A 23,664-nucleotide genomic window follows, 5' to 3' on the forward strand; every position below is an offset into this window, starting at 1 on the left:
TCAGGTGCCTCTCAGGAGATTCTCGGGATAGGTTCGACGGGCCTTTCCGTACCTTTTCCCGAGAATGCTGAAAGAGGCATCCCGTTGTCCAAGAACCCCGCATCCCGCGCCCGCCTGGGCCGGCTGGCGGCGCTCGCGGTCGGCGCGACGCTGGTGGCGACCCCACTGGCGATCACGCCCGCGCAGGCCGAGCCGGTCGAGGCCGCTGCGCCCGTCGAGCTGCAGCTGCTCAACATCAACGACTTCCACGGGGCGCTGCCCTACCAGGTCTCCGACCGCAGCCCCGACAGCGCGCTGCAGTTCGCGACGACCCTCGAGCAGCAGCGTGCGGGCAAGGAGGACAACACCCTCGTCCTCTCCGCCGGTGACAACATCGGGGCCTCGCAGTTCGTCTCCTCGGCGCAGGACGACAAGCCGACCATCGAGGTGCTCAACGCCCTCGACGTCGCCGCGTCGGCCGTCGGCAACCACGAGTTCGACCGCGGCTTCGCCGACCTGTCGGGTCGCGTGAGCGACCTGGCGGACTTCCCGTTCCTCGGTGCGAACGTCTACAACAAGGGCACGACCACCCCGGCGATGCAGGAGTACGCGCTGCTCGAGGCGGCCGGCCTGACCGTCGCCGTCGTCGGCGCCGTCACCCGCGAGACGCCCACGCTGGTCTCCCCGGAGGGCGTCGCGAACCTCGACTTCGGGAACCCGGTCGCCGCGGTCAACCGCGTCGCCGCCCAGCTGACGGACGGCGACCCGGAGAACGGCGAGGCCGACATCGTCATCGCGCAATACCACGAGGGCGCGACCGGTTCCGGCACGCTGGAGCAGGAGCTCGCCTCGAGCGCCGTGCTGCGCTCGATCGTCAACAACACCTCGGCCGAGGTCGACGCCATCTTCACGGCGCACACCCACCAGACCTACGCCTGGGCGGCGCCCGTGCCCGGCGCCGCGAACAAGACCCGCCCCGTGCTGCAGACCGGCAACGGCGGCGCCAACGTGGGCAAGGTCGTCCTGACGGTCGACCCCGCCACGAACGAGGTCACCGCGCACACGCAGCAGAACGTCGCCCGCGGCTCCGCGATCGACCTCAACCTGCCCCGTGTCGCCGCGGCGGCCGAGATCATCTCCGCCGCCCGCGCCTTCGCGAAGCCGATCGGTGACGCGCCGGTGGGCAACGTCCCGGCCGACATCACGACCGCCTACACGGGCGGCTCCTACATCGACGGCGTCTACACCGGCGGCTCGCGCGACGACCGCGCGTCGGAGTCGACGCTGGGCAACTTCGTCGCCACCGCGCTGCGCGAGGGCGTCTCCGAGGTCGGCGGCGCCGACCTCGGCATCGTCAACCCGGGCGGCCTCCGCGCGGAGCTCCTCTTCGCGGGCGACACGGCCGACAACCCGGCCAACACCGACGGTGTCGTGACCTACGCCGAGTCGAACGCCGTCGTGCCGTTCGCCAACAGCGTCTTCCTCGTCGACCTGACCGGTGAGCAGCTCAAGGAGGTCCTCGAGCAGCAGTGGCAGCGCGACGCGGCCGGCAACGTGCCGTCGCGGGCCTTCCTCCACCTGGGCCTCTCCGACAACGTCGAGGTCAACTACGACCCGTCGCTGCCGGAGGGTTCGCGCATCACCGGCATCTGGATCGACGGCGAGTGGGTGGACGCGGACGCGACCTACACGGTCTCGACCTTCAGCTTCCTCGCGCAGGGCGGCGACAACTTCCGCGCCTTCCGCCAGGGCACCTCGACCGACGTCAACCTGCTCGACCGTGACCTGGTGAACTCCTACCTCGGCTCGGCCGACCTGACCGAGGTCGACTTCTCGGAGCGCCAGGTCGCGCTCTCCGAGCTCCCGGAGGAGGTCCTCCCGGGCGAGTCCTTCGAGTTCACCGCCTCGCAGCTGGGACTCACGTCGCAGGGCGCCCCGCAGGTCACCGAGGTCGAGGCGTTCCTCTACGACTCCGAGGAGCTCGTCGGCACGTTCGAGGTCGACGCGAACCGCACCGCCACGGGCACCGTCGAGGTCCCCGAGGACGCCGTCGAGGGCGACGCGGTCGTGCTGGCCACGGCCGACACGCTGCTCGGCTCGGTCGAGGTCGGCGCCGGTGCCCCGGAGCCCGGCTCGATCGGCACCTACCAGAACGTGCGGGCGGCGTACCCCTACCGCTACGGCGGCGTGGGCAAGCCCAAGCGCCTCGCGGTCTGGTACGGCGGTCGCGACGGCGAGCGCACGGCCGGGCAGGTCCTGGTCACGACGCGTCAGCTCGGCTCGTCCGCCTCGATCACGACGTCGTACTGGTACAACGGCTTCGGTCGCAACGTCTGGACCCCGTGGTTCAGCCAGCGCGGCTCGCACCAGGTGACGGTCACCTTCGTGCCGCAGAACCCGGCGTACCAGTCGGTCTCGCACTCCTACTGGATCTGGGTCTCCGCCAGCTGACCGGCGCCTGACCCGCTCCACGACCGGCGCCCCCGGCCCTCGGAACCCCGAGGAGCCGGGGGCGTCGTCGTGCGTGCGGGAGGACGTGCCTCAGCGGCAGTCCATCTGCGCGTCGAAGAGGGCCTCGCGGGCCTCGGCCACGTCGTCGGGCTCCGGCTCGAACGCCTCGGGGTCGAGGCCCTCGAGGTGGGCCACCCAGGTCTCGTGCTCGTCCTCGAGGCCCTCGGGCGCTCCCGCGGCCTCGAGGAACGCGAGCTTCGCGTCGACCGAGCCCTGCCCGGGGATGGCGGGGTTGTACGCCGTGGCCGCGCCCTGGGTGTCGTCGGCGACCGCGTCGCAGTAGTCGCCGGAGCCGCCCGACCCGCCCGACCCGCTCGACCCGCCGTCGCTCGAGCCGGAGTCGTCGGACCCGCAGGCGCTCAGGGTGGCGAGGGCGGCGAGCGTGGCGACGACGGTGGCGGTGGGCCTGGTGCGGCGTGACATGCGGACTCCTCGAGACGGGTGCGGTGCTGCGGCACGCCTGCCCGCTCGCGGGCAGCTTCACGCCTCCCGCGGGACGGTCGTCCGGGGGCGGCAAGGCGGTGAGTAGCCTCCGGGGCGTGCCTGCCGACCGAACGCCACCTGTCGACCCGCCCGTCGACCCGCTCGCGCACCTGGTCGCGCTGGAGGGTGTCGGCTCCGCCTACGCCGCCGCGCGCGACGGCATCGACGTGATGCTGCGCGACCGCGGTCTGCGCCGCACCAGCCCCGAGACGACCGCCGAGTCCCTGCTGCGCGGGGCGCACGCCAGCGCCGTCCTTGAGGGCTCGACGGCCTCGGCGGGCGACGTCCGTGAGGGTCGCGGCGACGAGATCTCCCAGGACGCGCTGCGCGTCTCGACCCAGCTGCTGGGCCTCGCCCCGACGCTCCGTACCTCGCCGCTGCAGGTCTTCGCCCGTCTGCACGCGCTGGCGGCCACCGGCTCCGTCGAGGCGGAGCGGCTCGGCCGACCGCGCGACGCCGAGGCCGCGGCGCGGCTGCGCGGGATCGCGGACCTCGTGCTCGGCTCGCGCGAGGTGCCGGCGCTGGTGCTGGCCGCGGTGGTGCACGCAGAGCTCGCGGCCTCCGCCCCGTTCGGGTCGCACAACGGGATCGTCGCGCGAGCCGCCGAGCGGCTCGTGCTGGTCGCCCGGGGCGTCGACGAGAAGTCCCTCGTCGTGCCCGAGGCGGGGCACCTGCTGTTCCGGCGCGAGTACGAGTCCAACCTGCGCGCCTACCGCGACGGGGGACGCTCCGGCGTCCACGCCTGGCTGCTCTACGGCGCCGAGGCCTTCACGGCCGGCGCCGAGGCGAGCCCGCTGCGGCGCAGCGCCGACGAGGAGTAGGAACGGTCTCGGCGCAGCGAACGGCCCCCGGAATCGCGTAGATCCGGGGGCCGTTGCTGGCACGCATCGCGTGGGCTACCAAGCGTGCATCTCGTCGTGCTGACGCGGGTGTCTCCCGACGACAGGCTCCCTGGTGCGAAGGGTGGATCGCCGCGTGGGTACCCGATGCGATGCGTGGGGTTCCGGTTGTTCTGTTCCGCAGGTGCTGCCTTCTTGTGTACGCCTGTGACCTGCGTCACGCAAGGGGTCCTGGCCGGTAACTTCAGGCCGTCGTCCGACGCCGTCGGGCCTGCGCCCACACCAGGCCGCCGGCGGCGAGCGCCCCGCCCACCGCGAGCGCCGCGAGGGTCGGGCGCGCCGGTGGCAGCCGCGAGCGCAGGGCCACGGGCTTGGTGAACACGAGCACGGGCCAGTCCTGCGCGACCGCGATCCGACGCAGCTCGCGGTCGGGGTTCACGGCGTACGGCCGGCCCACGGCCTCGAGCATCGGCACGTCGGTGATGGAGTCGCTGTAGGCGAAGCAGTGCTCGAGGTCGTAGCCGCGCTCGGCGGCCAGCGCGCGTACCGCGTTCGCCTTCTCCTCGGCGTAGGCGTAGTACGCGATCTCCCCGGTGTAGCGGCCGTCCTCCTCGACCAGGCGCGTCGCCACCACCCGGTCGGCGCCGAGCATCGCCCCGATCGGCTCGACGACCTCGGAGCCCGAGGTCGACACGATGACGACCTCGCGACCGGCACGCTTGTGCTCCTCGATGAGCGTGACGGCCTCGTCGTAGACCAGCGGGTCGACAATGTTGTGCAGCGTGTCGGCGACGATCTCGCGCACCGTCGCCACGTCCCAGCCGGCGCACAGCGACGAGAGGAACTGGCGCATCTTCTCCATCTGGTCGTGGTCCGCGCCGCCGACGAGGTAGACGAACTGCGCGTACGCCGAGCGCAGCACCGCGCGGCGCGAGATCAGGCCGCCGGCCTGGAAGGGCTTGGAGAAGGCGAGGGTGCTCGACTTCGCGATGATCGTCTTGTCGAGGTCGAAGAACGCTGCGGTCCGCGTCGCGGGCATGCGGCCCAGGATAGGCCGAGCGGTCAGCGGGCGTGCGGACCGAAACGCGTCCGCAGCTCCTCGCCCGAGGGGCGGGGTCGCAGTCCGAGGTCGCGCGGGTCGACGACGGTGCCGTCGGGCAGCCGGCCCACGGCGTACACCGCGACCCGGCGTCCGTCGCGCCCCAGCACCTGCCCGACGGTGCCGAGCACCGCCGGCAGGTCCTCGCGGGAGCTCAGCGCCACGTATCCCTTCAACGCCGCGCCGCCGCTCGCATCGGTTCGGTAGGTCAGCGCCACCTCGCGCACGCCCGGCAGCGGCGCCACGGCGGAGCGCAGCTCGGCCTCGACGCGCTCCGGCTCGCGTCCGGAGCCGCCCAGCAGGCGGTGCAGCCATCCCATGGGCCCATCCTGCGTCACGGTCCCAGCGGTCGTCAGGTCCCCGCCGGCACCCGGTGCACCGGCACGTCGACGCCGGTGGCCGAGCCGTTCGGCCCGACGAGGAACGGCAGCATCGAGGCGTCGGACTGGTACGCCCGCAACCGGTCGCCGAGCGCGCCCTCCGCGCCGAGCGCGTCGTGCACGGAGCGGATGTACGCCTCGTGGCTGTGGTTGCCGACCACGTCGTACCAGCTACCCGGGCTCGGCAGCTCGACCTGCTGCCCGCCGGTCGGGCTCGGCAGGCCGGCCCCGCCGAGGTCGAGGCGGGGCGTCGGGTCGAACGAGTGACCCATCTGCAGCACGTTGACCCCGGAGACCTGCAGGTGGTCGACGGGGGAGCCGTAGGTGACCATGTTGGTCACGTTGAACCGCTCCCGGAACGCCTCGTCGGCGGCGAGGTGGCCGGTGATCATGCCGCCCTGCGAGTGGCCCACGAGCAGCACCGGCGCGTCGGCCGGGATGTCCGCGCGCTCCATCGCGAGCCGCACCGACTCGGCGGCCGCCGTCGGGTTCCCGGCCATCAGGGCCACGTTGGCCGTGAGGTCGCGCGGCGCCGAGCCGCCGCCGGGGCTCCAGGTCTCCGTGCCCGGGACGGCGACGATGTACGCCGGGGTGCCCGCGCCGTTGTCGACCCGGACGATCCGCACCTCGCCGTCGCTGCCGTCGGCGGTGCCGTTCGCGTAGGCGTCCGTGACCGACTGCATGATCGTGTCGAGGCTGCGCGGCTGCTCGAGCGCGACCCGGTCGCCCAGACCGGTCTCGACCAGCGGCACCGCGACGGGGTCACCGATGCCGCCGACGCCCTCGGCGAACCAGCGCTGGTCCTCGCCGGTGACCAGGTTCGCGACCACCCCGGCGCCGGCCCCGGCGGCGCCGAGCGCGCTGGCCGCGATGGCGGCGGCGCTCCAGTCGCGTTCGCCGGTCAGGACGTCGAGGATCTTGCCCTGCAGGTCGGCGCCGGCGCCGAGGAAGCGGCCCAGCGCCGCGCCGCCCGCGGTGAGCCGGTCGCCGATCCAGGCGCCGATCCGGTCGAGGAGGCCGGGCGCGGAGGCGGGCACCCGGCCGTCGGCACCGGGCGTACCACCCGCGGCACCCGGCGCGCCCGCCGTGCCGCCCGTGCCGGCACCTGCTCCAGCCCCCGAGGCCTCGTCCTGCGCCCGGGCCTCGGCCTCGAGCCGCGTCGCGAGGTCGGCCAGGTGCTCGGCGGCGAGCACGATCTGCGGCCGGCGGGTGAACGCCCACTCGCCGCGGACGCGCTCGGCGTCGTCGCCGGTCCAGGTGAAGCCCGCGAGGGCTGCGTCGAGGCGGGCGGCGACCGACTCGAGGTCGGCGGCCCCCTGCTGCAGGGTCGCGGCGGCCGCGTGCCCCGCGGCCGTGTCCATCCCGCGCAGGAGCGTGGCCATCAGGCGGCGCCCCGCTCGCGCAGCCGACCGACCAGGTGGTCCATCGCGCCCGCGACGTCCCACTCGAGCGTGGCGGCCAGCGCGCCGGACCCCTCGGTCAGGACCGCCGTCGAGCCGTCCGGCCCGGCGACGACCCCGTGGAGGGTGTCCGGCGAGACGAGCCACGTGCGCACGGCGACGGCGTCCTCCTCGCCCGGCATCCGCGCCGCGACCACCACCGTGATCGCGTGCCCGCAGGTGACGAGCAGTTCGTCGCCCGCGGGACGCCGGTCCTCGGGCCGGCTCACCGCCGGGTCGGCGACGACGTGCGGCAGCGTCGGGAGCAGCCCGCGGACCGTCGGCCAGAGCGCGCCGGAGGCGAAGCCGACGGCGTCGCGGCCCTCCGTGCGCAGCGTCCCGCGGCTGCCCTGCAGCACCAGGTCGCTGCGCGTGGTCGTGCCACCGCTGGTGACGCTGACGCGCACCGCGACGTGCGGCAGCGCCGCGGCGGCCGGGTCGTCGGTCCGGTCGTCGGTCCCGTCGTGCGTGGGGTCGTTCGTGGGCTGGGTCATCGTGCGGGCCTCCCTCTGCTCCGCACCAACCTCCCCGCTGCGGGCCGTCGGCGGGAGATGGAACGTTCCGGCCCGTCTCCCGTCCCCAGGTCGGCCCGGCGACGCGGTCGTCCACAGGTGGCCGGCGGCGAGACGGACGACCGCGTCCGGCGCGCCAGCCTGACCCCATGACACGACGACGGGCGGGACGGGCGGGACGGGCGCGGGGGCGCGAGGAGGCGGGGCGCGAGGTGGGCCGCGGGGGAGCGCCCCCGGTCCTGCTGACGCGTGACGCCGAGCTGGCGCAGGAGGTCGAGCGGCTGGCGGCCGCGGCAGGCGTACGCCTCGGGGTCGCCGCCACCGACGGCGCCGTGCTCGCCGCGTGGCACGACGCCCCGGTCATCCTGGTGGGCGCCGACGTGGTCGACGAGGTCGCTGCCCTGCGGCCCCACCGTCGCGAGGGCGTGCAGGTCGTGGGCGGCGGGCGGGTCGGCGACGGGATCTACCGGGCCGCGGTGGCCGTCGGCGCCAGCGAGGTGCTCGCGCTGCCCGACGCGGCCGGCTGGCTGGTGGAGACCCTCGCGCTGCACGAGGAACCGCACCGCGCCGGGTCGACGGTGGTGGTCGTGGGCGGGTCGGGCGGGGCGGGGGCGTCGACCATCGCCGCGGTCCTCGCGAGGACCGCGGCCGGGCGGGGGCCCGCCCTGGCCCTCGACCTCGATCCCGCCGGCCCCGGGCTCGACCGCCTGCTCGGGCTCCACGAGGCCGACGGCCTGCGCTGGGACGCGTTCGACCACACGGCCGGGCGGCTCAGCGGCCGGGCGCTGCGCGAGGCGGTGCCCCGCGCGGACGGCCTCGGCGTGCTGACCTGGCCCGACGCGGCAACCGCTCCGTCGCCGCCGGCGCCCGGTGCCGTGCGCGAGGTCCTCGGGGCCGCGGTGCGCGGCCACGACACCGTGGTGGTCGACCTGCCCCGCCACGCCGCGTCCGCGGAGGCGGGCGGCAGCGAGGTGGTGGCCCGGGCGGACCTCCTCCTCGTCGCTGTCCGGCCGAGCCTCGCGGGGGTGGCGGCCGCGGCCCGGGTCGTCGCGTCGGCGACCCAGGGGCCCGCCCGGGTCCCGGTCGGTCTGGTGCTGCGGGGGCGGGGCACCGATCCCGCCGCCGTGGCGACGGCGCTGGGTGCGCCGGTCGTCGCCCAGGTGCCGGAGCGCCGACGCGTGGGCGAGCTGGTCGAGCTCGGCGCCGGCGGTGTGACCCTGCCCGGACCGCTCGCCCGCGCCGCGCGCGACGTGCTGGGCCTGCTCGGGCCGGCGGTCGCCGCGTGAACGTCGCGGTGGACGGCTCGTCGAGCAGCCCCGTGCTCGGCGGCCTCGTCGACGAGGTGCGCGCCCGGCTCGCCGGCACCCCGGGCGACGTCTCGCCGCACCGGGTCGCTGCCGCGCTGCGGGAGGTCGGGCGGCCGGTCGGCGACGCGACGGTGCTCGCCGTGCACGAGGCCCTGCGCCGCGAGGTGGTCGGCGCCGGACCGCTCGAGCCCCTGCTGCGCCTCGACGGGGTGACGGACGTGCTCGTCAACGGCCCCGACGAGGTGTACGTCGACACCGGCTCCGGCCTGCGCCGGTCGCCCGAGGTGCGCTTCGCCGACGACGCCGCCGTGCGTCGGCTGGCGCAGCGCCTCGCCGCCCAGGCCGGTCGCCGGCTCGACGACGCGGTCCCGTTCGTGGACTGCCGCCTGCCGGACGGCACCCGCTTCCACGCGGTGCTCGCCCCCGTGGCGCGGCCGGGGACGGCGCTGAGCCTGCGGGTCCCGGTGCCGCAGCGCCTCGGCCTGGACGACCTCCTCGCCCGCCGGGCCGTCACGCCTGAGGGCGCCCGGCTGCTGCGCGGGATCGTCGATCGGCGGCTGGCGTTCGTGGTCAGCGGCGGCACCGGCACGGGGAAGACGACGCTGCTCGGCGCGCTGCTCGGGCTGGTCGGGCCGCACGAGCGGGTCGTACTGGTCGAGGACGCCGGCGAGCTGCGGCCGGACCACCCGCACGTCGTGGCCCTCGAGGCGCGACCGGCGAACGTCGAGGGCGCCGGCGAGGTCACCCTGCGCACCCTGGTGCGCCAGGCGCTGCGGATGCGCCCGGACCGGCTCGTGGTCGGGGAGGTGCGCGGCGCGGAGGTCGTCGACCTGCTGGCGGCCCTCAACACCGGCCACGAGGGCGGCTGCGGCACGGTGCACGCCAACGGCGCCGGTGACGTGGTGGCGCGGATCGAGGCGCTCGCGCAGTCCGCCGGTCTGCCGCGCGCCGCGGCGCACAGCCAGCTCGCCTCGGCGCTCGACGTGGTGCTCCACCTCGTGCGCGACGCGCGGGGCCACCGGCGCCTGGCCGAGGTCGCCGTCCCGGTGCGGGGGGACGACGGTCTGGTCGAGGCCCGCGCCGCGGTCTCGTTCACCGCCGCGGGCGCGACCGTCGTGCACGACGCGGGCGACCGGCTCGCCGACCTGCTGGAGCAGCGGTGAACGCCCCGGACGTGCCGGGGCTGCTCCTCGGCGCCGGTGTGCCCGGCCTCACCGCCGCCGCGCTGGCGGCGCTGGGCGCGGCGCTGCTCGTCGCCCCACCGCCCCGCGCCGTGCGGGTGGTCGGGCCCCGGCACGCACTGGACGACCACCTGGGCGCCTCCGGAGCCCCGGCTCGCCGACGGGGCGGCCGCGGCGGGGCGCTCCTGGCCGTCGTCGTCGCCGCGGTCGCGCTGGTGGGCGGCGCCGGGCTCGTGGTGCTCTGGGTGGGGCTGGCCGTCGCCGTGGTCCTGGCCGGGCGCTCCCTGCTGCTGCGCCGACGCGCGTCCGCGGCCGCCGCCACGAGGCGTACGCGGGTGGTCGCGGCCTGCGACCTGCTCGCCGCCGAGCTGCGGGCGGGCCGCCCGCCCGGTACGGCGCTCGACGCCGCGGCGCAGGACTGGGAGGAGCTGCAGCCGGTCGTGCGGGCCGAGGCGCTGGGCGCCGACGTCGTCGGCGCGTGGCGCGACGTCGCACGGCGCCCGGGAGCGGGTGGGTTGCGGCTCGTCGCCGCCGCCTGGCAGGTCAGCGAGCGCAGCGGCGCCGGGCTGGCGGCCGTGCTCGCCCGGGTCGCGGCCCTGACGCGTGCGACGGAGGCGACCCGGCGCACGGTCGCCTCGGAGCTGGCCTCGGCGCGGGCGACCGCGCGGCTCATGGCCGGTCTGCCGGTGGTCGCACTGCTCCTCGGGGGCACCACCGGAGGGGACCCGGTGGCCTTCCTGCTCGGCACGCCGGTCGGGCTGGCCTGCCTGGTCGGCGGCCTCGCGCTCGGCTGGCTCGGGCTGTGGTGGATGGAGCGCATCGCCGACGACGTGGTGGGGCGGGCATGAGCACCGTCCTGGGGTCCCCCGCCGCCCTGGTCGCCGTCCCCGGCCTGGTGGCGGGCGCGGCGCTCGCCGTGGCGGTGCTGCTCGCTCTGCCGTCGCGACCGGGCCCGGTGCGGACGGTCGGACGCGACGGGGCCGGAGGCGCGCGGGGCGGCTCGAGCCCTCCGGGCGACCGGGTGCAGGCGTACGCACCCCTGTGGTGCCTCGGCGCCGTCGTCGGTGTCGTGTCGTTCGTCGACGGCCCACTGGCCTGGCCCGCGGCGCTGGCGGCCGGGGCCGGTCTGTGGGTGCTGCTGCGTCGCAGCGAGCCCGCCTCGGTGCGGCGGCGCCGTGACCTCCAGCGGCGCGACCTCCCGGCGTTCGTGGAGCTCTACGGCGCGGCGCTCGGCTCGGGTGCGCCCACCGGCGCCGCGCTGGAGACCGTGCGGGCCGCCCTGCCCGGTCCGGTCGCCGACGACCTCGCGCCGGTCGCCGCGCGGCTCGCGCTCGGCGTCGACGCCGGGGTGGTCTGGGGAGCGCTCGTCGCGGAAGCGGGTCCGCTGGCTCCACTCGGGCGCGTGATGGCGCGGGCGCACGAGTCGGGTGCGGCCGTCACCCCGGCCGTGCTCGACCTCGCCGACGCCCTCGCCGCGCAGGGACGCGCGGAGGTGGAGGACCGCGCCCGGACGGTCGGGGTCCGCGCCGCCGTGCCCCTGGGTGTGTGCCTGCTGCCGGCCTTCCTGCTGCTCGGGATCGTGCCGCTGGTCGCGGCCGCCGTGGACGGGCTGGGCTGGTGAGGGGTCTGGCCCTGGGCCCGACTTCGGTCCCCAGCCGGCCCCCGCGACGCGTCGCTCCACAGCCGGCCGCCCAGCCGGCCCGCGACCCGCGCCGACCGACCAGTGTCGACGTCGTCGCCCCGACCGGGGTGGTGCGGCCCGACCGGGCCGCTGTCGTCCCGGCAGGGCCGGGAGAAGGAGGAGCAGGATGCGGACGAGGGACGGGCGCACGGCGCGCCGCGCGGCACGACGTCGCGACCAGCGGGGGATCACCACGGCGGAGTACGCGGTCGGCACGGCCGCCGGGGCGGGACTGGCGGGCCTGGCCTACCAGCTGCTCACCGGGGGCCTCGGCAACCAGATGCTGACCTCGATGTTCGAGCACGTGCTCGGGCTGATCGGGATCGGCTGATGGGCGGGCGCCGCGCGGTCCGTGCCGGGCGGGACCGGCGCGGTCAGCGCGGCGCCGTCACGGCCGAGACCGTCATGGTGCTGCCGCTGCTGGTCGCCGTCACGCTCGCGCTGTGCTGGCTGGTCGGCCTCGGGGTGCAGCAGGCCCGCACCGTCGACGCCGCCCGCGAGACCGCACGCCTGCTGGCCCGTGACGTCGGCGACGCGGAGGCCGTGGCCGCGGGACGCGCGGTCGCCCCGGACGGGGCACGGATCGAGGTGGGGGCGGACGGGGACCGGGTCCGGGTGCGGGTCGTCGCCCCCGTCGCCGGCCCGGACGTGCTCGGCTGGGTCGTGGGTGGCGAGCTGAGCGCCACGGCCGTCGCCGGCCGGGAGGAGCAGTGAGCGCCCGCGACCAGCGCGGCGCCGCCACCCTGGCGGCGCTCGGACTGCTCGGGGTCCTGGTGCTGGTCGCGCTCGGGGCGGCCACGGGCACCGCGGTCTTCGCCGACCACCGTCGGGCCGAGGCCGCGGCCGACCTGGCCGCCCTCGCCGGGGCGAGCGCCGTCGGCGCGGGGGAGGACGCCTGTGCCGGTGCGCGCGAGGTGGCCGCCGCGAACGGCGCCCGCCTCGTCGGGTGCGACCTGCTCGGCGCCGACGTGCTGGTCCGGGTCGAGGTGCGGCGCACCTACCTCGCCGGGCTCGGCGCCGCGCCCGACGCTCAGGCCCGGGCGGGCCCGGCCGGCGTCGCGTCGCCGTGAGCGAGCAGCGTCGCGAGCAGCCGGGCGGCCGCGGCCTTGTCGAGCGGGTTGTTCTGGTTGCCGCACTTCGGCGACTGCACGCACGACGGGCAGCCGTCGGTGCACCCGCAGCCGCGGATCGCCTCGAGGGTGGCGCGCAGCCACGCCGGGGCGGCGGCGTACCCCCGCTCGGCGAAGCCGGCCCCACCCGGGTGCCCGTCGTAGACGAAGACGGTCAGCTCGCCGGTGTCCGGGTGCAGGACGGTCGAGACGCCGCCGATGTCCCAGCGGTCGCAGGTGGCGAAGAGCGGCAGCAGCCCGATCGAGCAGTGCTCGGCCGCGTGCGCGGCGCCGGGGAGGTCCGCCGGGTCGATGCCGGTAGTGGCCAGCACCTCGGCCGGCACCGTCCACCAGACCGCCCGCGTGCGCAGGGTGCGCACGGGCAGGTCGAGCGCCTGCTCGCCCACGACCTCCCCACCCGGTTCGGCCCGCTTGAGGTAGGCCACCACCTGGTGGCTCACGTCGACCGTGCCGAACGCGAGGGCACAGGCCCCCCAGGCCGTGCGCTCCGACTCCTCGACCACCCGGATCTCCGTGGTCTCGCGGGCGCTGGTGGAGTACGGCGGGTCCGCGCGCCGCATCACCGCCACGTGCTCGTCGAGGTCGAGGCTCTCGACCAGCCACGTCTCGCCGAGGTGGAGGTAGACCGCGCCCTCGTGGGCCTCGCCGTGCGCGCGGGCGGCGTCGACCGTGCCGATCACCCGGCCGGTCCCGCCCTCGACCAGCTGGACCGCGGCGCCACCGCTCGAGCGCAGGTCGGCGAGGTCGCTCGCGCGGCCGTGGCCGGTCCAGAACCACCCGCCGCGCCGCCGCCGCACGAGCCGGGCCTCGACGAGCTGGTCGAGCACACCGGCCGCGGCGGGCCCGAACAGCGGGAGGTCCTCGTCGGTGAGCGGCAGCTCGGCCGCGGCGGCGCACAGGTGCGGCGCCAGGACGTACGGGTTGTCCGGGTCGAAGACCGTCGCCTCCACCGGGGCGCCGAAGAGCGTCTCCGGGTGCGCCGCCAGGTAGGTGTCGAGCGGGTCGTCGCGGGCCACCAGCAGCCCCAGCGCGTCCTGCCGGCCCCGCCCCGCCCGCCCGACCTGCTGCCAGAACGCGGCCCGGGTGCCGGGGAAGCCGGCGACCAGGACGGCGTCGAGGCCCGCGACGTCGATGCCGAGCTCGAGGGCGTTGGTCGCGGCCAGGCCCAGCAGGTCGCCGGAGCGCAGCGCGCGCTCGATCTCCCGCCGCTCCTCGGGCAGGTAGCCGCCCCGGTAGCTCGTCACGCGCGTGCCCAGCTCCGGCGCGACCTCCTCGAGCAGCGTCCGGGTCGTGCGCGCGACCTGCTCGGCGCCGCGCCGCGAGCGCACGAACGCGAGCGTGCGCACGCCGGTGGTGACGAGGTCGGCGAGCAGGTCGGCGGTCTCCGACGACGCCGCCCGGCGTACCGGGGCACCGTTCTCGCCGAGGTGGTCGGTCAGCGGCGGCTGCCACAGGCCGATCTCGCGGCGGCCCCGCGGCGACCCGTCGTCGACCACCGGCACGACGGGGAGACCGACCAGGCGCTCACCGGTGGCGGCCGGGTCGGCGACCGTCGCGGACGCGAGCACGAACGTGGGCTCGGCGCCGTAGCGCGCCGCCACACGGCGCACCCGGCGCAGCACCTGCGCGACGTGCGCCCCGAAGACGCCGCGGTAGTGGTGGCACTCGTCGACGACGACGTAGCGCAGCGAGCGCCAGAACGCCGGCCACCGCTCGTGCACGGCGAGCATCGAGTGGTGGAGCATGTCGGGGTTGGTCAGCACCCACTCGGCGTGGTCGCGGGTCCAGGCGCGCAGCTCGGGCGGGCTGTCGCCGTCGTGGGTCACGGCCCGCACCCCCGTGCCGAGCCGCTGCAGGCCGGCGAGCTGGTCGGCGGCCAGCGCCTTGGTGGGGGCCAGGTAGAGCACGCCGGCGCCCCGCTGGCCGCGCGCGCCGCGGGCGGCCAGCACGTCCGCGAGACCCGGCAGCTGGTAGGCCAACGACTTGCCCGACGCCGTGCCCGTCGCGACCACCACGTGGCGGCCCGAGCGGGCGGCCTGCGCCGCCTCCACCTGGTGCGACCACGGCGCGCTCACGCCCTGCGCCGCGTAGGCCGCCACGACGTCGCCGGGCACCCAGGACGGCCACGGCACCGTGCGCGCGGGGCGCTCGGGCAGCGTCTCGACGTGCAGCAGCCGCTCCGCACGCGCCGAGGGTCGGCCCAGCGAGGCCAGGAGCCCGCCTCCCGGCGCCAGCGTCGTCGTCACGTCCTCCACCCGAGCAGTCTGACAACTGCCACCGACAACGCGGCACTCCCCGCAGCGGCCGGGCCGACACGCTGAATCGGTCCGGGTTGGTGGGACCTTCTGCGCGTACTGGCTCGGCGTGGTTTGATAGGTCCCGGCACAGTCGCGGGGGCTGTGCCGAGACCGTGAGTGCACCCCGGTGCCGAGGGAGACCAACGTGGACCTGACTCTTGCGACCAGCGAGGCCGATGGCAAGACCATCGTCGCCGTCGGTGGCGAGATCGACGTCTACACGGCGCCGCGCCTGCGCGACCGGATCACCGAGCTCGTCGCGGCCGGCACCTACGACCTGGTCATCGACATGGAGGCCGTCGAGTTCCTCGACTCCACCGGCCTCGGCGTCCTGGTCGGCGGCCTGAAGAAGGTCCGCGCCCACGACGGCTCGCTGCAGCTGATCTGCAGCCAGGACCGCCTGCTCAAGATCTTCCGCATCACCGGCCTCGCGAAGGTGTTCGTCATCCACGACTCCCTCGCCGCCGCGCTCGCGTCCGCCGACGCCTCCTGAGCGCCCGGCCCGGCCGGCGCAGCGCCTCTTCCGGGCCCACGATTTACCTTTCCCCCTCGTTTGGCCCCGGACCCCCGGGGAACTCTGCTCACCGGCGCCCACGGGTGCGCCGCGACGGGTGCCGAGGGGCACATGACGACGACGGGGACGGCAGGAGGTGACGGTCGGTGAACGACCAGTTCGACGTGACCCTGGAGGACTCGGTGCTCCTGCGCGAGGTCGAGCTGACGACCAACCTGATGGTCGCCGCGAGCCGCTCGGAGTCCCGTCTGTCCACCGCTGAGATCGACGAGATCCTCGGCGTGACGCCCGCTCCGTCCGACGACGACGCCCGGTCCTCCGAGGGCCCCGCCGCCGGCTGAGCCGGCCTCGCCGCGGACTTCGCTCCTCTGTGACACTGGGCGCCATGCCCGCCCCCCGACCGTCGGCCCGGCGCCGCGAGGCGCTGCCCCCGGCCGTGGACAGTCCCGAGTCCTCGGACGACACCGGCTCCCCACGCGCTGTCATCCGAGCGGCCGGTGCCGTGGTGACCCGGCCGGGCCGCGAGGTCCTGCTGGTCCACCGTCCCCGCTACGACGACTGGTCGTTCCCCAAGGGCAAGGTCGACCCCGGGGAGCACGTCGTGACCGCCGCGGCGCGCGAGGTCGCCGAGGAGACCGGGCTGAGGGTCCGCCTCGGCGTGCCCCTGGGGTCGCAGCGCTACCGCGTGGCCGCCCGTGGCGGCGCCCGCGACAAGACGGTCGCCTATTGGTCGGCGCGGGTGGTCGGCGACGACACCGTGGACGGCTACGCACGCCCCGGGGAGATCGACCGGGTCGCCTGGGTGCCGCGCGACGAGGCGCACGACCTGCTGACCTACGACCACGACCGGCGCACGCTCGCGGAGGCGTACGCGTCGCCCCGGCGCACCCGCACGCTCGTCGTGCTGCGCCACGGGCTGGCGCGCCCCCGCTCGCGGTGGGACGGTCCGGACCCCGAGCGTCCGCTGGTGGAGGAGGGGCACGACCAGGCGCGGCGCTGGGTGCCCCTGCTGCAGGCGTACGACGTCGACCGCGTGGTCACCTCGCCGAGCGCGCGCTGCGTGCAGTCGGTGCAGCCCTACCTGGACGCCCGCGGGCTCGAGCCGCGCTTGGTGCCGGAGCTGAGCGAGGAGCTCGCGGACGAGACGGCCGTGGCCGAGCTGGTACGCGGGCTGCTGGAGGCGCCCGGCCGCTCCGTGCTGTGCAGCCACCGGCCGGTGCTGCCCCTGGTGTGGCGGGCGCTCGGGCTGCGGCCGGAGGCCCTCGAGAAGGGCGAGGCCCTGGTGCTGCACGTCAAGGGCGGACGGATCGTGGCGAGCGAGACCCAGGCGGTCTAGACGTCACGGCCCTAGAGTGGCGCGGGTCACTGCGTCAAGCCCGGGCGGCCCTCGTTCACCGAAACGTCGCCGTCCGCCCGCCGCTTCGTGGCGGACCGGGCAGGAGTCGTTCACTGCTCGTTCACCGTCGCCGACGGATCCGTACACCCGCGCTCCCTAACTTCCCTGCGTCAGTTCTTCCACAGACCTCTTCAGGAGACACGCAGTGAAGCGCACTTCCTACAGCCGGTACATCCTGCCCGGCGTGGCCGCCCTGGCTCTCACGCTCTCGGCCTGCGGTGCCGGCAACGAGGGTGGCGACTCGAACGGCGTCACCCAGGAGCAGCAGGACGCCTTCGCGGAGCTCTCCGGCACCCTCAACGGCGCGGGTGCCTCCTCGCAGGAATCGGTGCAGAACGTGTGGCGCGCCAACTTCCAGGGTGCGGCCTCCGACGTGACGGTCAACTACGACCCGGTCGGCTCGGGCGGCGGCCGCGAGCAGTTCATCGACGGCGGCGTCGCGTTCGCCGGCAGCGACGCCTACCTCGACGACGAGGAGCTCGCCACCGCGACCGAGCGCTGCGGCGGCACGTCCCCGATCGAGATCCCGGCCTACGTGGCTCCGATCGGCATCGCGTACAACGTCCCGGGCGTCGAGGACCTGCAGCTCTCCCCGGAGACGCTGGCCCAGATCTTCAACAACCAGATCACCAACTGGAACGACCCGGCCATCGCGACGGACAACCCCGAGGCGACGCTGCCCGACCTGGCGATCAACCCGGTCTACCGCGGCGACGGCTCCGGCACCTCGGAGAACTTCACCGAGTACCTCGCGGCGACCACCTCGTGGCCGCACGAGGCGTCCGAGGACTGGCCGGCCACCGGCGAGGCCGCGACCGGCACGTCCGGTGTGCTCGAGGTCGTCGGTGGCACCGAGGGCTCGATCGGGTACGCCGACGGCGCGCAGGTCACCGAGGCGGGCCTCCCGGCCGCCGCGATCGGCGTCGGCGAGGACTTCGTCGCCCCGACCCCCGAGGCCGCCGGCGCGATCCTCGAGGCGTCCACCCCGGTCGAGGGTCGCGACCCCGAGGTCGACCTCGCCGTCGACATCGACCACACGACGCAGGAGGCGGGCACCTACCCGATCGTCCTCGCCTCGTACCTCATCGCCTGCCAGTCGTACGATGACGCCAACGAGGCGGAGCTGGTCAAGGGCTACCTGACCTACATCCTCTCGGAGGAGGGCCAGACGTCCGGCAACGAGGACGCGGGCGCCGCTCCGCTGCCGGACTCGATCCGGGAGACGGCCGCCGCGGTCGTCGAGCAGATCAGCTGAACATCTCCGTCATGACCGTCTGCTCGGCGGGTCGCCTCGTGCGGCCCGCCGAGCAGCGGTGTGCGGGGATGGGTACCGAAACCCCATCCGAGAGAGTGTGAGTGCGCGTGTCGTCTCCCGATACCGTCAAGGCGCCGAAGCCGTCGTCGAGCCGATCCTCGACGCAGCGGCCGGGTGACCGGATCTTCCGCGGCCTGTCCGTCGGCGCGGCGTGCGTCATCCTCGCCGCCCTCGCCGGCGTGGCCATCTTCCTCACGGTCGAGGGCATCCCCGGCCTCTCGGCCGACCCGCACGCGATGAGCGGCCAGGCCAACTTCTTCGGGTACGCCTGGCGCCTGGTGTTCGGCACGCTGCTGGCGGCCGTCATCGCGCTGGTCGTCGCGACGCCGCTGTCGATCGGCATGGCGCTGGTGATCTCGCACTACGCGCCGCGCAAGATCGCGAGCTCGCTGGGCTACCTGGTCGACCTGCTCGCCGCGGTGCCGAGCGTCGTCTACGGCCTGTGGGGCATCCTCTTCTTCGGCCCGCGCCTCGGTGACCTCTACCGCTGGCTCGAGGCCAACCTCGGCTGGATCCCGCTGTTCGCCGGCCCCGCGGCCGGCAGCGGTCGCACCATCCTCACCGCCGGCCTCGTGCTGGCCATCATGATCCTGCCGATCATCACCGCCATCTGCCGCGAGATCTTCGCGCAGACCCCGACCCTGCACCAGGAGGCGGCGCTCGCGCTCGGCGCGACCCGCTGGGAGATGATCCGCTACGCGGTCTTCCCCTACGCCCGCTCCGGCATGGTGTCCGCCACCATGCTGGGCCTCGGCCGCGCGCTGGGCGAGACGATGGCCGTGGCGATGGTGCTCTCGTCCGCGGGTGTCGGCACGATCACCTGGAACCTCATCTCCACGGAGAACCCGAACACCATCGCGGCGAACATCGCCCGGCAGTTCCCCGAGGCCAGCGGCGACGCCGTGAACGTCCTCATCGCGAGCGGCCTCGTGCTGTTCGTGATCACCTTCATCGTCAACTTCGCGGCGCGTGCCGTCGTCGCCCGGAGCGGGAAGAAGCTCAACGGATGACCATCCTCGAGAAGTCCCCGGCGCCCGAGGCATCGGACTCACTGCCCCTGACCGGACCGCGCCTGCCCGGCTTCGCGCCCGCGCTGGCCGCGGTCGCCGCGCTGGCCGTCGGCGGCGTGGCCGCCATGGTCCTCGGCGCCGGCGTCGTCGCCGCCGCGTTCCTCGCGATCGTCGTCTTCGTCGTCGTGCTCCCGGTGTGGTCCGCCGCCGTCGAGGGTCGCCGCAGCGCGGTCGACCGTCTCGTCGGGGCCCTGGTCTGGGTGGCGCTGCTCGCGGCCGTCGTGCCGCTGTTCTCGCTGCTGTGGACCGTGATCAGCAACGGCGCCCCGGCACTGTCGCCGGAGTTCTTCACCTACTCGATGCGCAGCGTGTTCGGCGACGCGCAGGGCGGCATCTACCACGCGCTCATCGGCACCGTCCTCATCACGCTCGCCGCCACCGTGATCTCCGTGCCGGTGGGCATCTTCACCGCGATCTACCTGGTCGAGTACGGCGTGAAGAACCGGCTCGCCCGCGCGATCACCTTCCTCGTCGACGTGATGACCGGCATCCCGTCCATCGTCGCGGGCCTGTTCGCGTACGCCCTGTTCGTCCTGTTCTTCGGGCCGGGCGTCCGCATGGGCATCGGCGGCGCGGTCGCGCTGTCGCTGCTGATGATCCCGGTGGTGGTCCGCTCGACGGAGGAGATGCTCAAGCTGGTGCCGCACGAGCTGCGGGAGGCGGCGTACGCCCTGGGCGTGCCGAAGTGGCGCACCATCACCAAGGTGGTGCTCCCGACAGCGATGAGTGGCATCGTGACCGGCGTGACCCTCGCGATCGCGCGAGTCATCGGCGAGACCGCGCCGTTGCTCATCATCGCCGGCAAGACCGACTCGGTGAACTTCAACCTGTTCGACGAGCGCATGGCGACGCTGCCGGTGTTCATCTACTACAGCTACACGCAGCCGGGTCTCCCGGCGTCCGCCGGCTACGAGCGGGCCTGGGGCGCGGCCCTGGTGCTCATCGCGATCGTGATGCTGCTCAACGTGCTCGCCCGCGTCATCGGCAAGGCGTTCGCACCCAAGACCGGCCGCTGAGCCGAGAGAAGGAAAGAAACCACCTCATGGCCAAGAGCATCGACGTCTCGGACCTGAACATCTACTACGGCGACTTCCTCGCCGTGGAGGGTGTGAACATGACGATCCGGTCGAAGGCGGTCACCGCGTTCATCGGCCCGTCCGGCTGCGGCAAGTCCACCTTCCTGCGCTCCCTCAACCGCATGCACGAGGTCATCCCCGGTGCGCGCGTCGAGGGCAAGGTGATGGTCGACGGGCAGTCGCTCTACGACTCCGCGGTCGACCCGGTGGCCGTGCGCCGCCAGATCGGCATGGTCTTCCAGCGCCCGAACCCGTTCCCCACGATGTCGATCTACGACAACGTGCTGGCGGGCAACCGGCTGAACGCCAAGAAGCTCAAGAAGGCGGAGGCCGACGACATCGTCGAGCGCTCGCTCAAGGGCGCCAACCTGTGGACCGAGGTCAAGGACCGCCTGGGCCGTCCCGGCATGGGCCTGTCCGGCGGCCAGCAGCAGCGTCTGTGCATCGCCCGCGCCATCGCGGTGGAGCCGCAGGTGCTGCTGATGGACGAGCCGTGCTCCGCGCTCGACCCGATCTCGACCTCCGCGATCGAGGACCTGATCCACGAGCTGAAGTCGCAGTACACGATCGTCATCGTCACCCACAACATGCAGCAGGCGGCGCGCGTCTCCGACGAGACCGGCTTCTTCAACCTCAAGGGCGCCGGCCAGCCGGGCCACCTGGTCGAGTTCAACCCGACCGAGAAGATGTTCGCCAACCCGGACAACGACGCCACCGAGGCGTACATCTCGGGTCGCTTCGGCTGACCCGCACGACGCGACCCGCGTCCCGCAGGACCAGGGGCGCCATCCGCAGGCAGTGGTCGGGGGACCCACGCCGCGGGTGGCGCCCCTCCTGCGTCCGCGTCGGGCTGCCGGTCGTGCCGCGGCTCAGGGCTCCCAGCGCAGGAGGTCGCCCGGCTGGCAGTCGAGGACCTCGCAGAGCGCCTCGAGCGTCGTGAACCGCACGGCCTTCGCCCGACCGTTCTTCAGCACCGCGAGGTTGGCGGGGGTGATCCCGACCCGCTCGGCGAGCTCGCCGACCGCCATCTTGCGGCGCGCGAGCATGACGTCGACGTCGACGACGATCGGCATCAGATGACCACGTCGAGCTCGGTGCGCAGCTCGACGGCCTTCGCGAGCAGGATGCGCAGCACCAGCACGACCAGCGCCACCCCGGCCACCACGAGCGCGAGGCCCAGCATCAGCGCGACGACCCCCGGCGCGACCTCGTCCCCGGCCGTGGTGCGGTTGCGCACGGCCCCGACCACGGCGACCGCCGCGACGAGCACGGAGGCGGAGGCGATCGCCCCGACCACCCCGTCGACGTAGCGGAACGCGCGCGTCGTGAACACCGTGTCGCGCCGCACCATGGTCAGCAGCCGCCACACGCAGACGCCGGCGACCTGCAGGGTGCCGATGCCGAGCACCGCGATGCTCGTGAGCGCGACGCGCACCCAGGTCGCCGTCGAGTCCAGGTCCTGCCAGGCCAGCGGCACGATCACCACCTGCACGCCCACCGCGCCGACGAACGCCACCGCGATCACGGCGCGCAGCGCCGTCACCACCCACCGGTCCACGACCCACCTCCATCGCTCGATCAACGAGAGGAAAGTATCGAAAAACGATAGATGGCGCAACGGGTCGGCACGGCGCGAGCCGCAGCTCGTCGAGGAGGAGGGGTGCGCCCTCAGGTCAGGGCGCGACCTCGAACAGCACGTGGGCGATCCAGTAGCCGCCGGCGCCGACGAGCCCGGCGGCCGGGAAGGTGAGGATCCAGGCCATCACGATCGACTTGGCCACGCCCCAGCGCACGGCCGAGAAGCGCTTGGTCGCGCCGGCGCCCATGACGGCCGAGGTGATCGTGTGGGTCGTCGAGATCGGCGCTTGGAACGCGAAGGCGGTCGTGTAGAGGACGCCGGCCGCGACCGTCTCCGAGGCGAACCCGCGGGCGGGGTCGAGGTCGATGATGCGGCGCCCGAGCGTGCGCATGATGCGCCAGCCACCGGCGTACGTGCCCAGCGAGATCGCCGCCGCCGCTGCGAAGATCACCCACAGCGGCAGCCCGTCGCCCTGCGAGGCGAAGCCGCCGGTGACGAGCGCGAGGAAGATGACGCCCATCGTCTTCTGCGCGTCCTGCAGGCCGTGGCCGAGCGCCATGGCGGCGGCCGAGACGGTCTGCGCGGCGCGGAACCCGCGGTTGGTACGCCCGGGGTTGCGCTTGCGGAAGATCCACATGATCGCCGTCATCAGCACGAACGCCGCCGCGAAGCCGAACAGCGGCGAGGCCAGCATCGGCAGGACGACCTTGTCGATGATGGTGGACCACTGGACGCTGGCGCCGCCGGCGATCGCCGCGCCGACGAGCCCGCCGATGAGGGCGTGGGTCGAGGACGAGGGCAGCCCGAAGTACCAGGTGATGAGGTTCCACGTGATCGCGCCCAGCAGCCCCGCGAGCACGATCACGAGGCCGTGCACGGCCACCGCCGTGGTGTCCGGGGACGGCAGCGTGATCACCTCGGACACGGTCTCGGCCACGCGTTGGCCGAGGAAGGCGCCGATGAAGTTCATGACCGCGGCCATGCCGAGCGCGACCCGCGGCGTGAGCGCGCGGGTCGAGACGGAGGTCGCGATGGCGTTGGCAGCGTCGTGGAAGCCGTTGGTGTAGTCGAAGACGAGCGCGACGACGACCACCACGACGACGATGGTGAGCTCCACGCTCAGGACTCCTTGACGGCGATCGTCTCCACGCGGTTCGCGACGGTCTCGAACGCGTCCACGGCCCGCTCCAGCGCCTCGACGATGTCCTTGAGCTTCAGGACCTCGATCGTCTTGTAGCTGCCGTTGAACAGGCTGGCGAGCGTGCGACGGTGGTTCTTGTCGCCGGCGTTCTCGAGCCGGTTGATCTCGATCCAGTAGTCGGCGAGGTCCTTCATCGTGCGCAGCCGCGGCATCGCCTCGGCGGTCAGCTCCGCGCAGCGCTGCAGCACCTCGACCTGCTGACCGAGCTCGGGCGGCAGCGACTTCACCTCGTAGAGCAGGATCAGGTCGACGGCCTCGTCCATCTCGTCCATGACGTCGTCGAGGCCGGACGCGAGGCCGTAGATGTCCTCGCGGTCGAACGGCGTGACGAAGGTGCTGTTCACCTTGCGCACGATCTCGTGCGTCGTCTCGTCGGCCGCGTGCTCGGCGTCGCGCATGCGTCGGGCGACGTCGTCGCGGTCGGCGCCCTCGGCGAGCATCTGGGCCAGCAGGCCGGCGCCCACCGTCAGGTGCTGCGCCTGCTGCGTGAAGAGCTCGAAGAACGAACCGTCGACGGGACGGAATCGGAAAGCCACAGTGTTCTCCTGCGGTACGGAACCGGGTCGCCTCATGCTAGGGCCCCGTCACCGAGGCGTCACAAACGCGGTGGCCCACCGCGGGCGTGGCGGCACGCACGACGCCCCCGCGGGTACGCCCGGTAGGCGGGCGTACCCG

At 74.5% G+C, this 23,664-nt stretch carries 26 protein-coding genes; 16 read left to right on the plus strand and 10 right to left on the minus strand.

Going from position 1 to position 23,664, the window contains the following annotated elements; all coding sequences use genetic code 11:
• Window positions 1–84 precede the first annotated feature (84 nt).
• Window positions 85–2,430 carry a bifunctional metallophosphatase/5'-nucleotidase gene (locus RDV89_RS16815; RefSeq protein WP_315734801.1) on the plus strand — a complete coding sequence of 782 codons (2,346 nt, stop codon included), beginning with the start codon at window positions 85–87 and terminating at the stop codon, window positions 2,428–2,430.
• 90 nt (window positions 2,431–2,520) lie between these two features.
• On the opposite strand, the gene RDV89_RS16820 is transcribed toward RDV89_RS16815, so the two are convergent.
• Entirely contained in the window at window positions 2,521–2,913 is a 393-nt protein-coding gene (locus tag RDV89_RS16820; protein WP_315734803.1) for a hypothetical protein, read from the minus strand.
• A 116-nt stretch (window positions 2,914–3,029) separates the two neighbouring features.
• On the opposite strand from RDV89_RS16820, the gene RDV89_RS16825 reads away from it, so the two are divergent.
• Window positions 3,030–3,794 (plus strand): Fic family protein, encoded by a 765-nt coding sequence (locus tag RDV89_RS16825; protein WP_315734805.1) that lies wholly within the window; start codon window positions 3,030–3,032, stop codon window positions 3,792–3,794.
• Between the two features lie 262 nt (window positions 3,795–4,056).
• Here the strand turns inward: RDV89_RS16825 and RDV89_RS16830 are convergent, their stop codons facing one another.
• The 4 genes from RDV89_RS16830 to RDV89_RS16845 are packed head-to-tail and all read right to left on the minus strand — an operon-like array spanning window position 4,057 to window position 7,224.
• On the minus strand, window positions 4,057–4,851 hold the full coding sequence (locus RDV89_RS16830) for an HAD family hydrolase (protein ID WP_315734807.1): 795 nt from the start codon (window positions 4,849–4,851) through the stop codon (window positions 4,057–4,059).
• Window positions 4,852–4,874: 23 nt separating this feature from the next.
• Complete coding sequence (locus tag RDV89_RS16835; protein WP_315734809.1) at window positions 4,875–5,231, minus strand: hypothetical protein; 357 nt, start codon at window positions 5,229–5,231, stop codon at window positions 4,875–4,877.
• 32 nt (window positions 5,232–5,263) lie between these two features.
• Window positions 5,264–6,673 (minus strand): alpha/beta hydrolase family protein, encoded by a 1,410-nt coding sequence (locus RDV89_RS16840; RefSeq protein WP_315734811.1) that lies wholly within the window; start codon window positions 6,671–6,673, stop codon window positions 5,264–5,266.
• Entirely contained in the window at window positions 6,673–7,224 is a 552-nt protein-coding gene (locus tag RDV89_RS16845) for a hypothetical protein (RefSeq protein ID WP_315734813.1), read from the minus strand. Before RDV89_RS16845 ends, RDV89_RS16840 begins: the two co-directional genes overlap by 1 nt.
• 167 nt (window positions 7,225–7,391) lie before the next feature.
• Between RDV89_RS16845 and ssd the strand changes: the two genes are divergently transcribed.
• The 7 genes from ssd to RDV89_RS16880 all read left to right on the plus strand — a co-directional run bounded on the left by ssd (window position 7,392) and on the right by RDV89_RS16880 (window position 12,481).
• Window positions 7,392–8,528 (plus strand): septum site-determining protein Ssd, encoded by a 1,137-nt coding sequence (gene ssd, locus RDV89_RS16850; RefSeq protein WP_315734815.1) that lies wholly within the window; start codon window positions 7,392–7,394, stop codon window positions 8,526–8,528.
• Window positions 8,525–9,712 carry a TadA family conjugal transfer-associated ATPase gene (locus RDV89_RS16855; RefSeq protein ID WP_315734817.1) on the plus strand — a complete coding sequence of 396 codons (1,188 nt, stop codon included), beginning with the start codon at window positions 8,525–8,527 and terminating at the stop codon, window positions 9,710–9,712. Before ssd ends, RDV89_RS16855 begins: the two co-directional genes overlap by 4 nt.
• Complete coding sequence (locus RDV89_RS16860; protein WP_315734819.1) at window positions 9,709–10,578, plus strand: type II secretion system F family protein; 870 nt, start codon at window positions 9,709–9,711, stop codon at window positions 10,576–10,578. The genes RDV89_RS16855 and RDV89_RS16860 overlap by 4 nt, the downstream gene beginning before the upstream one ends.
• Entirely contained in the window at window positions 10,575–11,351 is a 777-nt protein-coding gene (locus RDV89_RS16865; protein WP_315734820.1) for a type II secretion system F family protein, read from the plus strand. The genes RDV89_RS16860 and RDV89_RS16865 overlap by 4 nt, the downstream gene beginning before the upstream one ends.
• 187 nt (window positions 11,352–11,538) lie before the next feature.
• The gene (locus RDV89_RS16870) at window positions 11,539–11,742 is read left to right on the plus strand and encodes a DUF4244 domain-containing protein (RefSeq protein WP_315734821.1); all 204 of its coding nucleotides are present in this window, start codon (window positions 11,539–11,541) and stop codon (window positions 11,740–11,742) included.
• The gene (locus RDV89_RS16875; RefSeq protein ID WP_315734822.1) at window positions 11,742–12,125 is read left to right on the plus strand and encodes a TadE family type IV pilus minor pilin; all 384 of its coding nucleotides are present in this window, start codon (window positions 11,742–11,744) and stop codon (window positions 12,123–12,125) included. Before RDV89_RS16870 ends, RDV89_RS16875 begins: the two co-directional genes overlap by 1 nt.
• Window positions 12,122–12,481, plus strand: coding sequence for an Rv3654c family TadE-like protein (locus tag RDV89_RS16880; RefSeq protein ID WP_315734824.1), 360 nt, complete (start codon window positions 12,122–12,124; stop codon window positions 12,479–12,481). Before RDV89_RS16875 ends, RDV89_RS16880 begins: the two co-directional genes overlap by 4 nt.
• Here RDV89_RS16880 and RDV89_RS16885 read toward each other — a convergent pair.
• The gene (locus RDV89_RS16885) at window positions 12,442–14,796 is read right to left on the minus strand and encodes a DEAD/DEAH box helicase (protein WP_315734825.1); all 2,355 of its coding nucleotides are present in this window, start codon (window positions 14,794–14,796) and stop codon (window positions 12,442–12,444) included. The two genes, RDV89_RS16880 and RDV89_RS16885, sit on opposite strands and share 40 nt — an antisense overlap.
• 187 nt (window positions 14,797–14,983) lie before the next feature.
• On the opposite strand from RDV89_RS16885, the gene RDV89_RS16890 reads away from it, so the two are divergent.
• The 7 genes from RDV89_RS16890 (at window position 14,984) to pstB (ending at window position 20,955) form a co-directional block, all read left to right on the plus strand.
• Complete coding sequence (locus RDV89_RS16890; RefSeq protein ID WP_315734827.1) at window positions 14,984–15,331, plus strand: STAS domain-containing protein; 348 nt, start codon at window positions 14,984–14,986, stop codon at window positions 15,329–15,331.
• 167 nt (window positions 15,332–15,498) lie between these two features.
• On the plus strand, window positions 15,499–15,693 hold the full coding sequence (locus tag RDV89_RS16895; protein WP_315734829.1) for a hypothetical protein: 195 nt from the start codon (window positions 15,499–15,501) through the stop codon (window positions 15,691–15,693).
• 44 nt (window positions 15,694–15,737) lie between these two features.
• Complete coding sequence (locus RDV89_RS16900) at window positions 15,738–16,688, plus strand: NUDIX hydrolase (RefSeq protein WP_315734831.1); 951 nt, start codon at window positions 15,738–15,740, stop codon at window positions 16,686–16,688.
• 205 nt (window positions 16,689–16,893) lie between these two features.
• Window positions 16,894–18,003 (plus strand): phosphate ABC transporter substrate-binding protein PstS, encoded by a 1,110-nt coding sequence (pstS, locus tag RDV89_RS16905; protein ID WP_315734833.1) that lies wholly within the window; start codon window positions 16,894–16,896, stop codon window positions 18,001–18,003.
• A 107-nt stretch (window positions 18,004–18,110) separates the two neighbouring features.
• A complete protein-coding gene (gene pstC, locus RDV89_RS16910; RefSeq protein WP_315734835.1) occupies window positions 18,111–19,073 on the plus strand; it encodes a phosphate ABC transporter permease subunit PstC in 963 nt (320 codons plus the stop codon).
• Window positions 19,070–20,149, plus strand: coding sequence for a phosphate ABC transporter permease PstA (gene pstA, locus RDV89_RS16915; RefSeq protein ID WP_315734837.1), 1,080 nt, complete (start codon window positions 19,070–19,072; stop codon window positions 20,147–20,149). Before pstC ends, pstA begins: the two co-directional genes overlap by 4 nt.
• Window positions 20,150–20,175: 26 nt before the next feature.
• Complete coding sequence (gene pstB / locus RDV89_RS16920; protein WP_315734839.1) at window positions 20,176–20,955, plus strand: phosphate ABC transporter ATP-binding protein PstB; 780 nt, start codon at window positions 20,176–20,178, stop codon at window positions 20,953–20,955.
• Between the two features lie 123 nt (window positions 20,956–21,078).
• Here pstB and RDV89_RS16925 read toward each other — a convergent pair whose 3' ends face one another.
• The 4 genes from RDV89_RS16925 to RDV89_RS16940 form a co-directional block, all read right to left on the minus strand.
• Window positions 21,079–21,282: a helix-turn-helix domain-containing protein gene (locus RDV89_RS16925; RefSeq protein WP_315734841.1), complete on the minus strand. Its 204-nt coding sequence runs from the start codon at window positions 21,280–21,282 to the stop codon at window positions 21,079–21,081.
• Window positions 21,282–21,767: a DUF2975 domain-containing protein gene (locus tag RDV89_RS16930; protein WP_315734842.1), complete on the minus strand. Its 486-nt coding sequence runs from the start codon at window positions 21,765–21,767 to the stop codon at window positions 21,282–21,284. Before RDV89_RS16930 ends, RDV89_RS16925 begins: the two co-directional genes overlap by 1 nt.
• Before the next feature lie 115 nt (window positions 21,768–21,882).
• Window positions 21,883–22,905, minus strand: a complete 1,023-nt coding sequence (locus RDV89_RS16935; protein WP_315734844.1) for an inorganic phosphate transporter — start codon at window positions 22,903–22,905, stop codon at window positions 21,883–21,885.
• Between the two features lie 2 nt (window positions 22,906–22,907).
• On the minus strand, window positions 22,908–23,525 hold the full coding sequence (locus RDV89_RS16940; protein WP_315734846.1) for a DUF47 domain-containing protein: 618 nt from the start codon (window positions 23,523–23,525) through the stop codon (window positions 22,908–22,910).
• Window positions 23,526–23,664: the final 139 nt, after the last annotated feature.

The sequence above is a fragment of the Nocardioides imazamoxiresistens genome (genome assembly GCF_032378595.1).
In the GTDB taxonomy this organism is placed as follows: domain Bacteria; phylum Actinomycetota; class Actinomycetes; order Propionibacteriales; family Nocardioidaceae; genus Nocardioides; species Nocardioides imazamoxiresistens.

Coding starts and splice junctions, on each gene's coding strand:
- RDV89_RS16820 (WP_315734803.1), bottom strand. CDS start 2,913: ATGTCACGCCGCACCAGGCCCACCGCCACCGTCGTCGCCACGCTCGCC.
- RDV89_RS16830 (WP_315734807.1), bottom strand. CDS start 4,851: ATGCCCGCGACGCGGACCGCAGCGTTCTTCGACCTCGACAAGACGATC.
- RDV89_RS16835 (WP_315734809.1), bottom strand. CDS start 5,231: ATGGGATGGCTGCACCGCCTGCTGGGCGGCTCCGGACGCGAGCCGGAG.
- RDV89_RS16840 (WP_315734811.1), bottom strand. CDS start 6,673: ATGGCCACGCTCCTGCGCGGGATGGACACGGCCGCGGGGCACGCGGCC.
- RDV89_RS16845 (WP_315734813.1), bottom strand. CDS start 7,224: ATGACCCAGCCCACGAACGACCCCACGCACGACGGGACCGACGACCGG.
- ssd (WP_315734815.1), top strand. CDS start 7,392: ATGACACGACGACGGGCGGGACGGGCGGGACGGGCGCGGGGGCGCGAG.
- RDV89_RS16865 (WP_315734820.1), top strand. CDS start 10,575: ATGAGCACCGTCCTGGGGTCCCCCGCCGCCCTGGTCGCCGTCCCCGGC.
- RDV89_RS16870 (WP_315734821.1), top strand. CDS start 11,539: ATGCGGACGAGGGACGGGCGCACGGCGCGCCGCGCGGCACGACGTCGC.
- RDV89_RS16875 (WP_315734822.1), top strand. CDS start 11,742: ATGGGCGGGCGCCGCGCGGTCCGTGCCGGGCGGGACCGGCGCGGTCAG.
- RDV89_RS16900 (WP_315734831.1), top strand. CDS start 15,738: ATGCCCGCCCCCCGACCGTCGGCCCGGCGCCGCGAGGCGCTGCCCCCG.
- pstA (WP_315734837.1), top strand. CDS start 19,070: ATGACCATCCTCGAGAAGTCCCCGGCGCCCGAGGCATCGGACTCACTG.
- pstB (WP_315734839.1), top strand. CDS start 20,176: ATGGCCAAGAGCATCGACGTCTCGGACCTGAACATCTACTACGGCGAC.
- RDV89_RS16925 (WP_315734841.1), bottom strand. CDS start 21,282: ATGCCGATCGTCGTCGACGTCGACGTCATGCTCGCGCGCCGCAAGATG.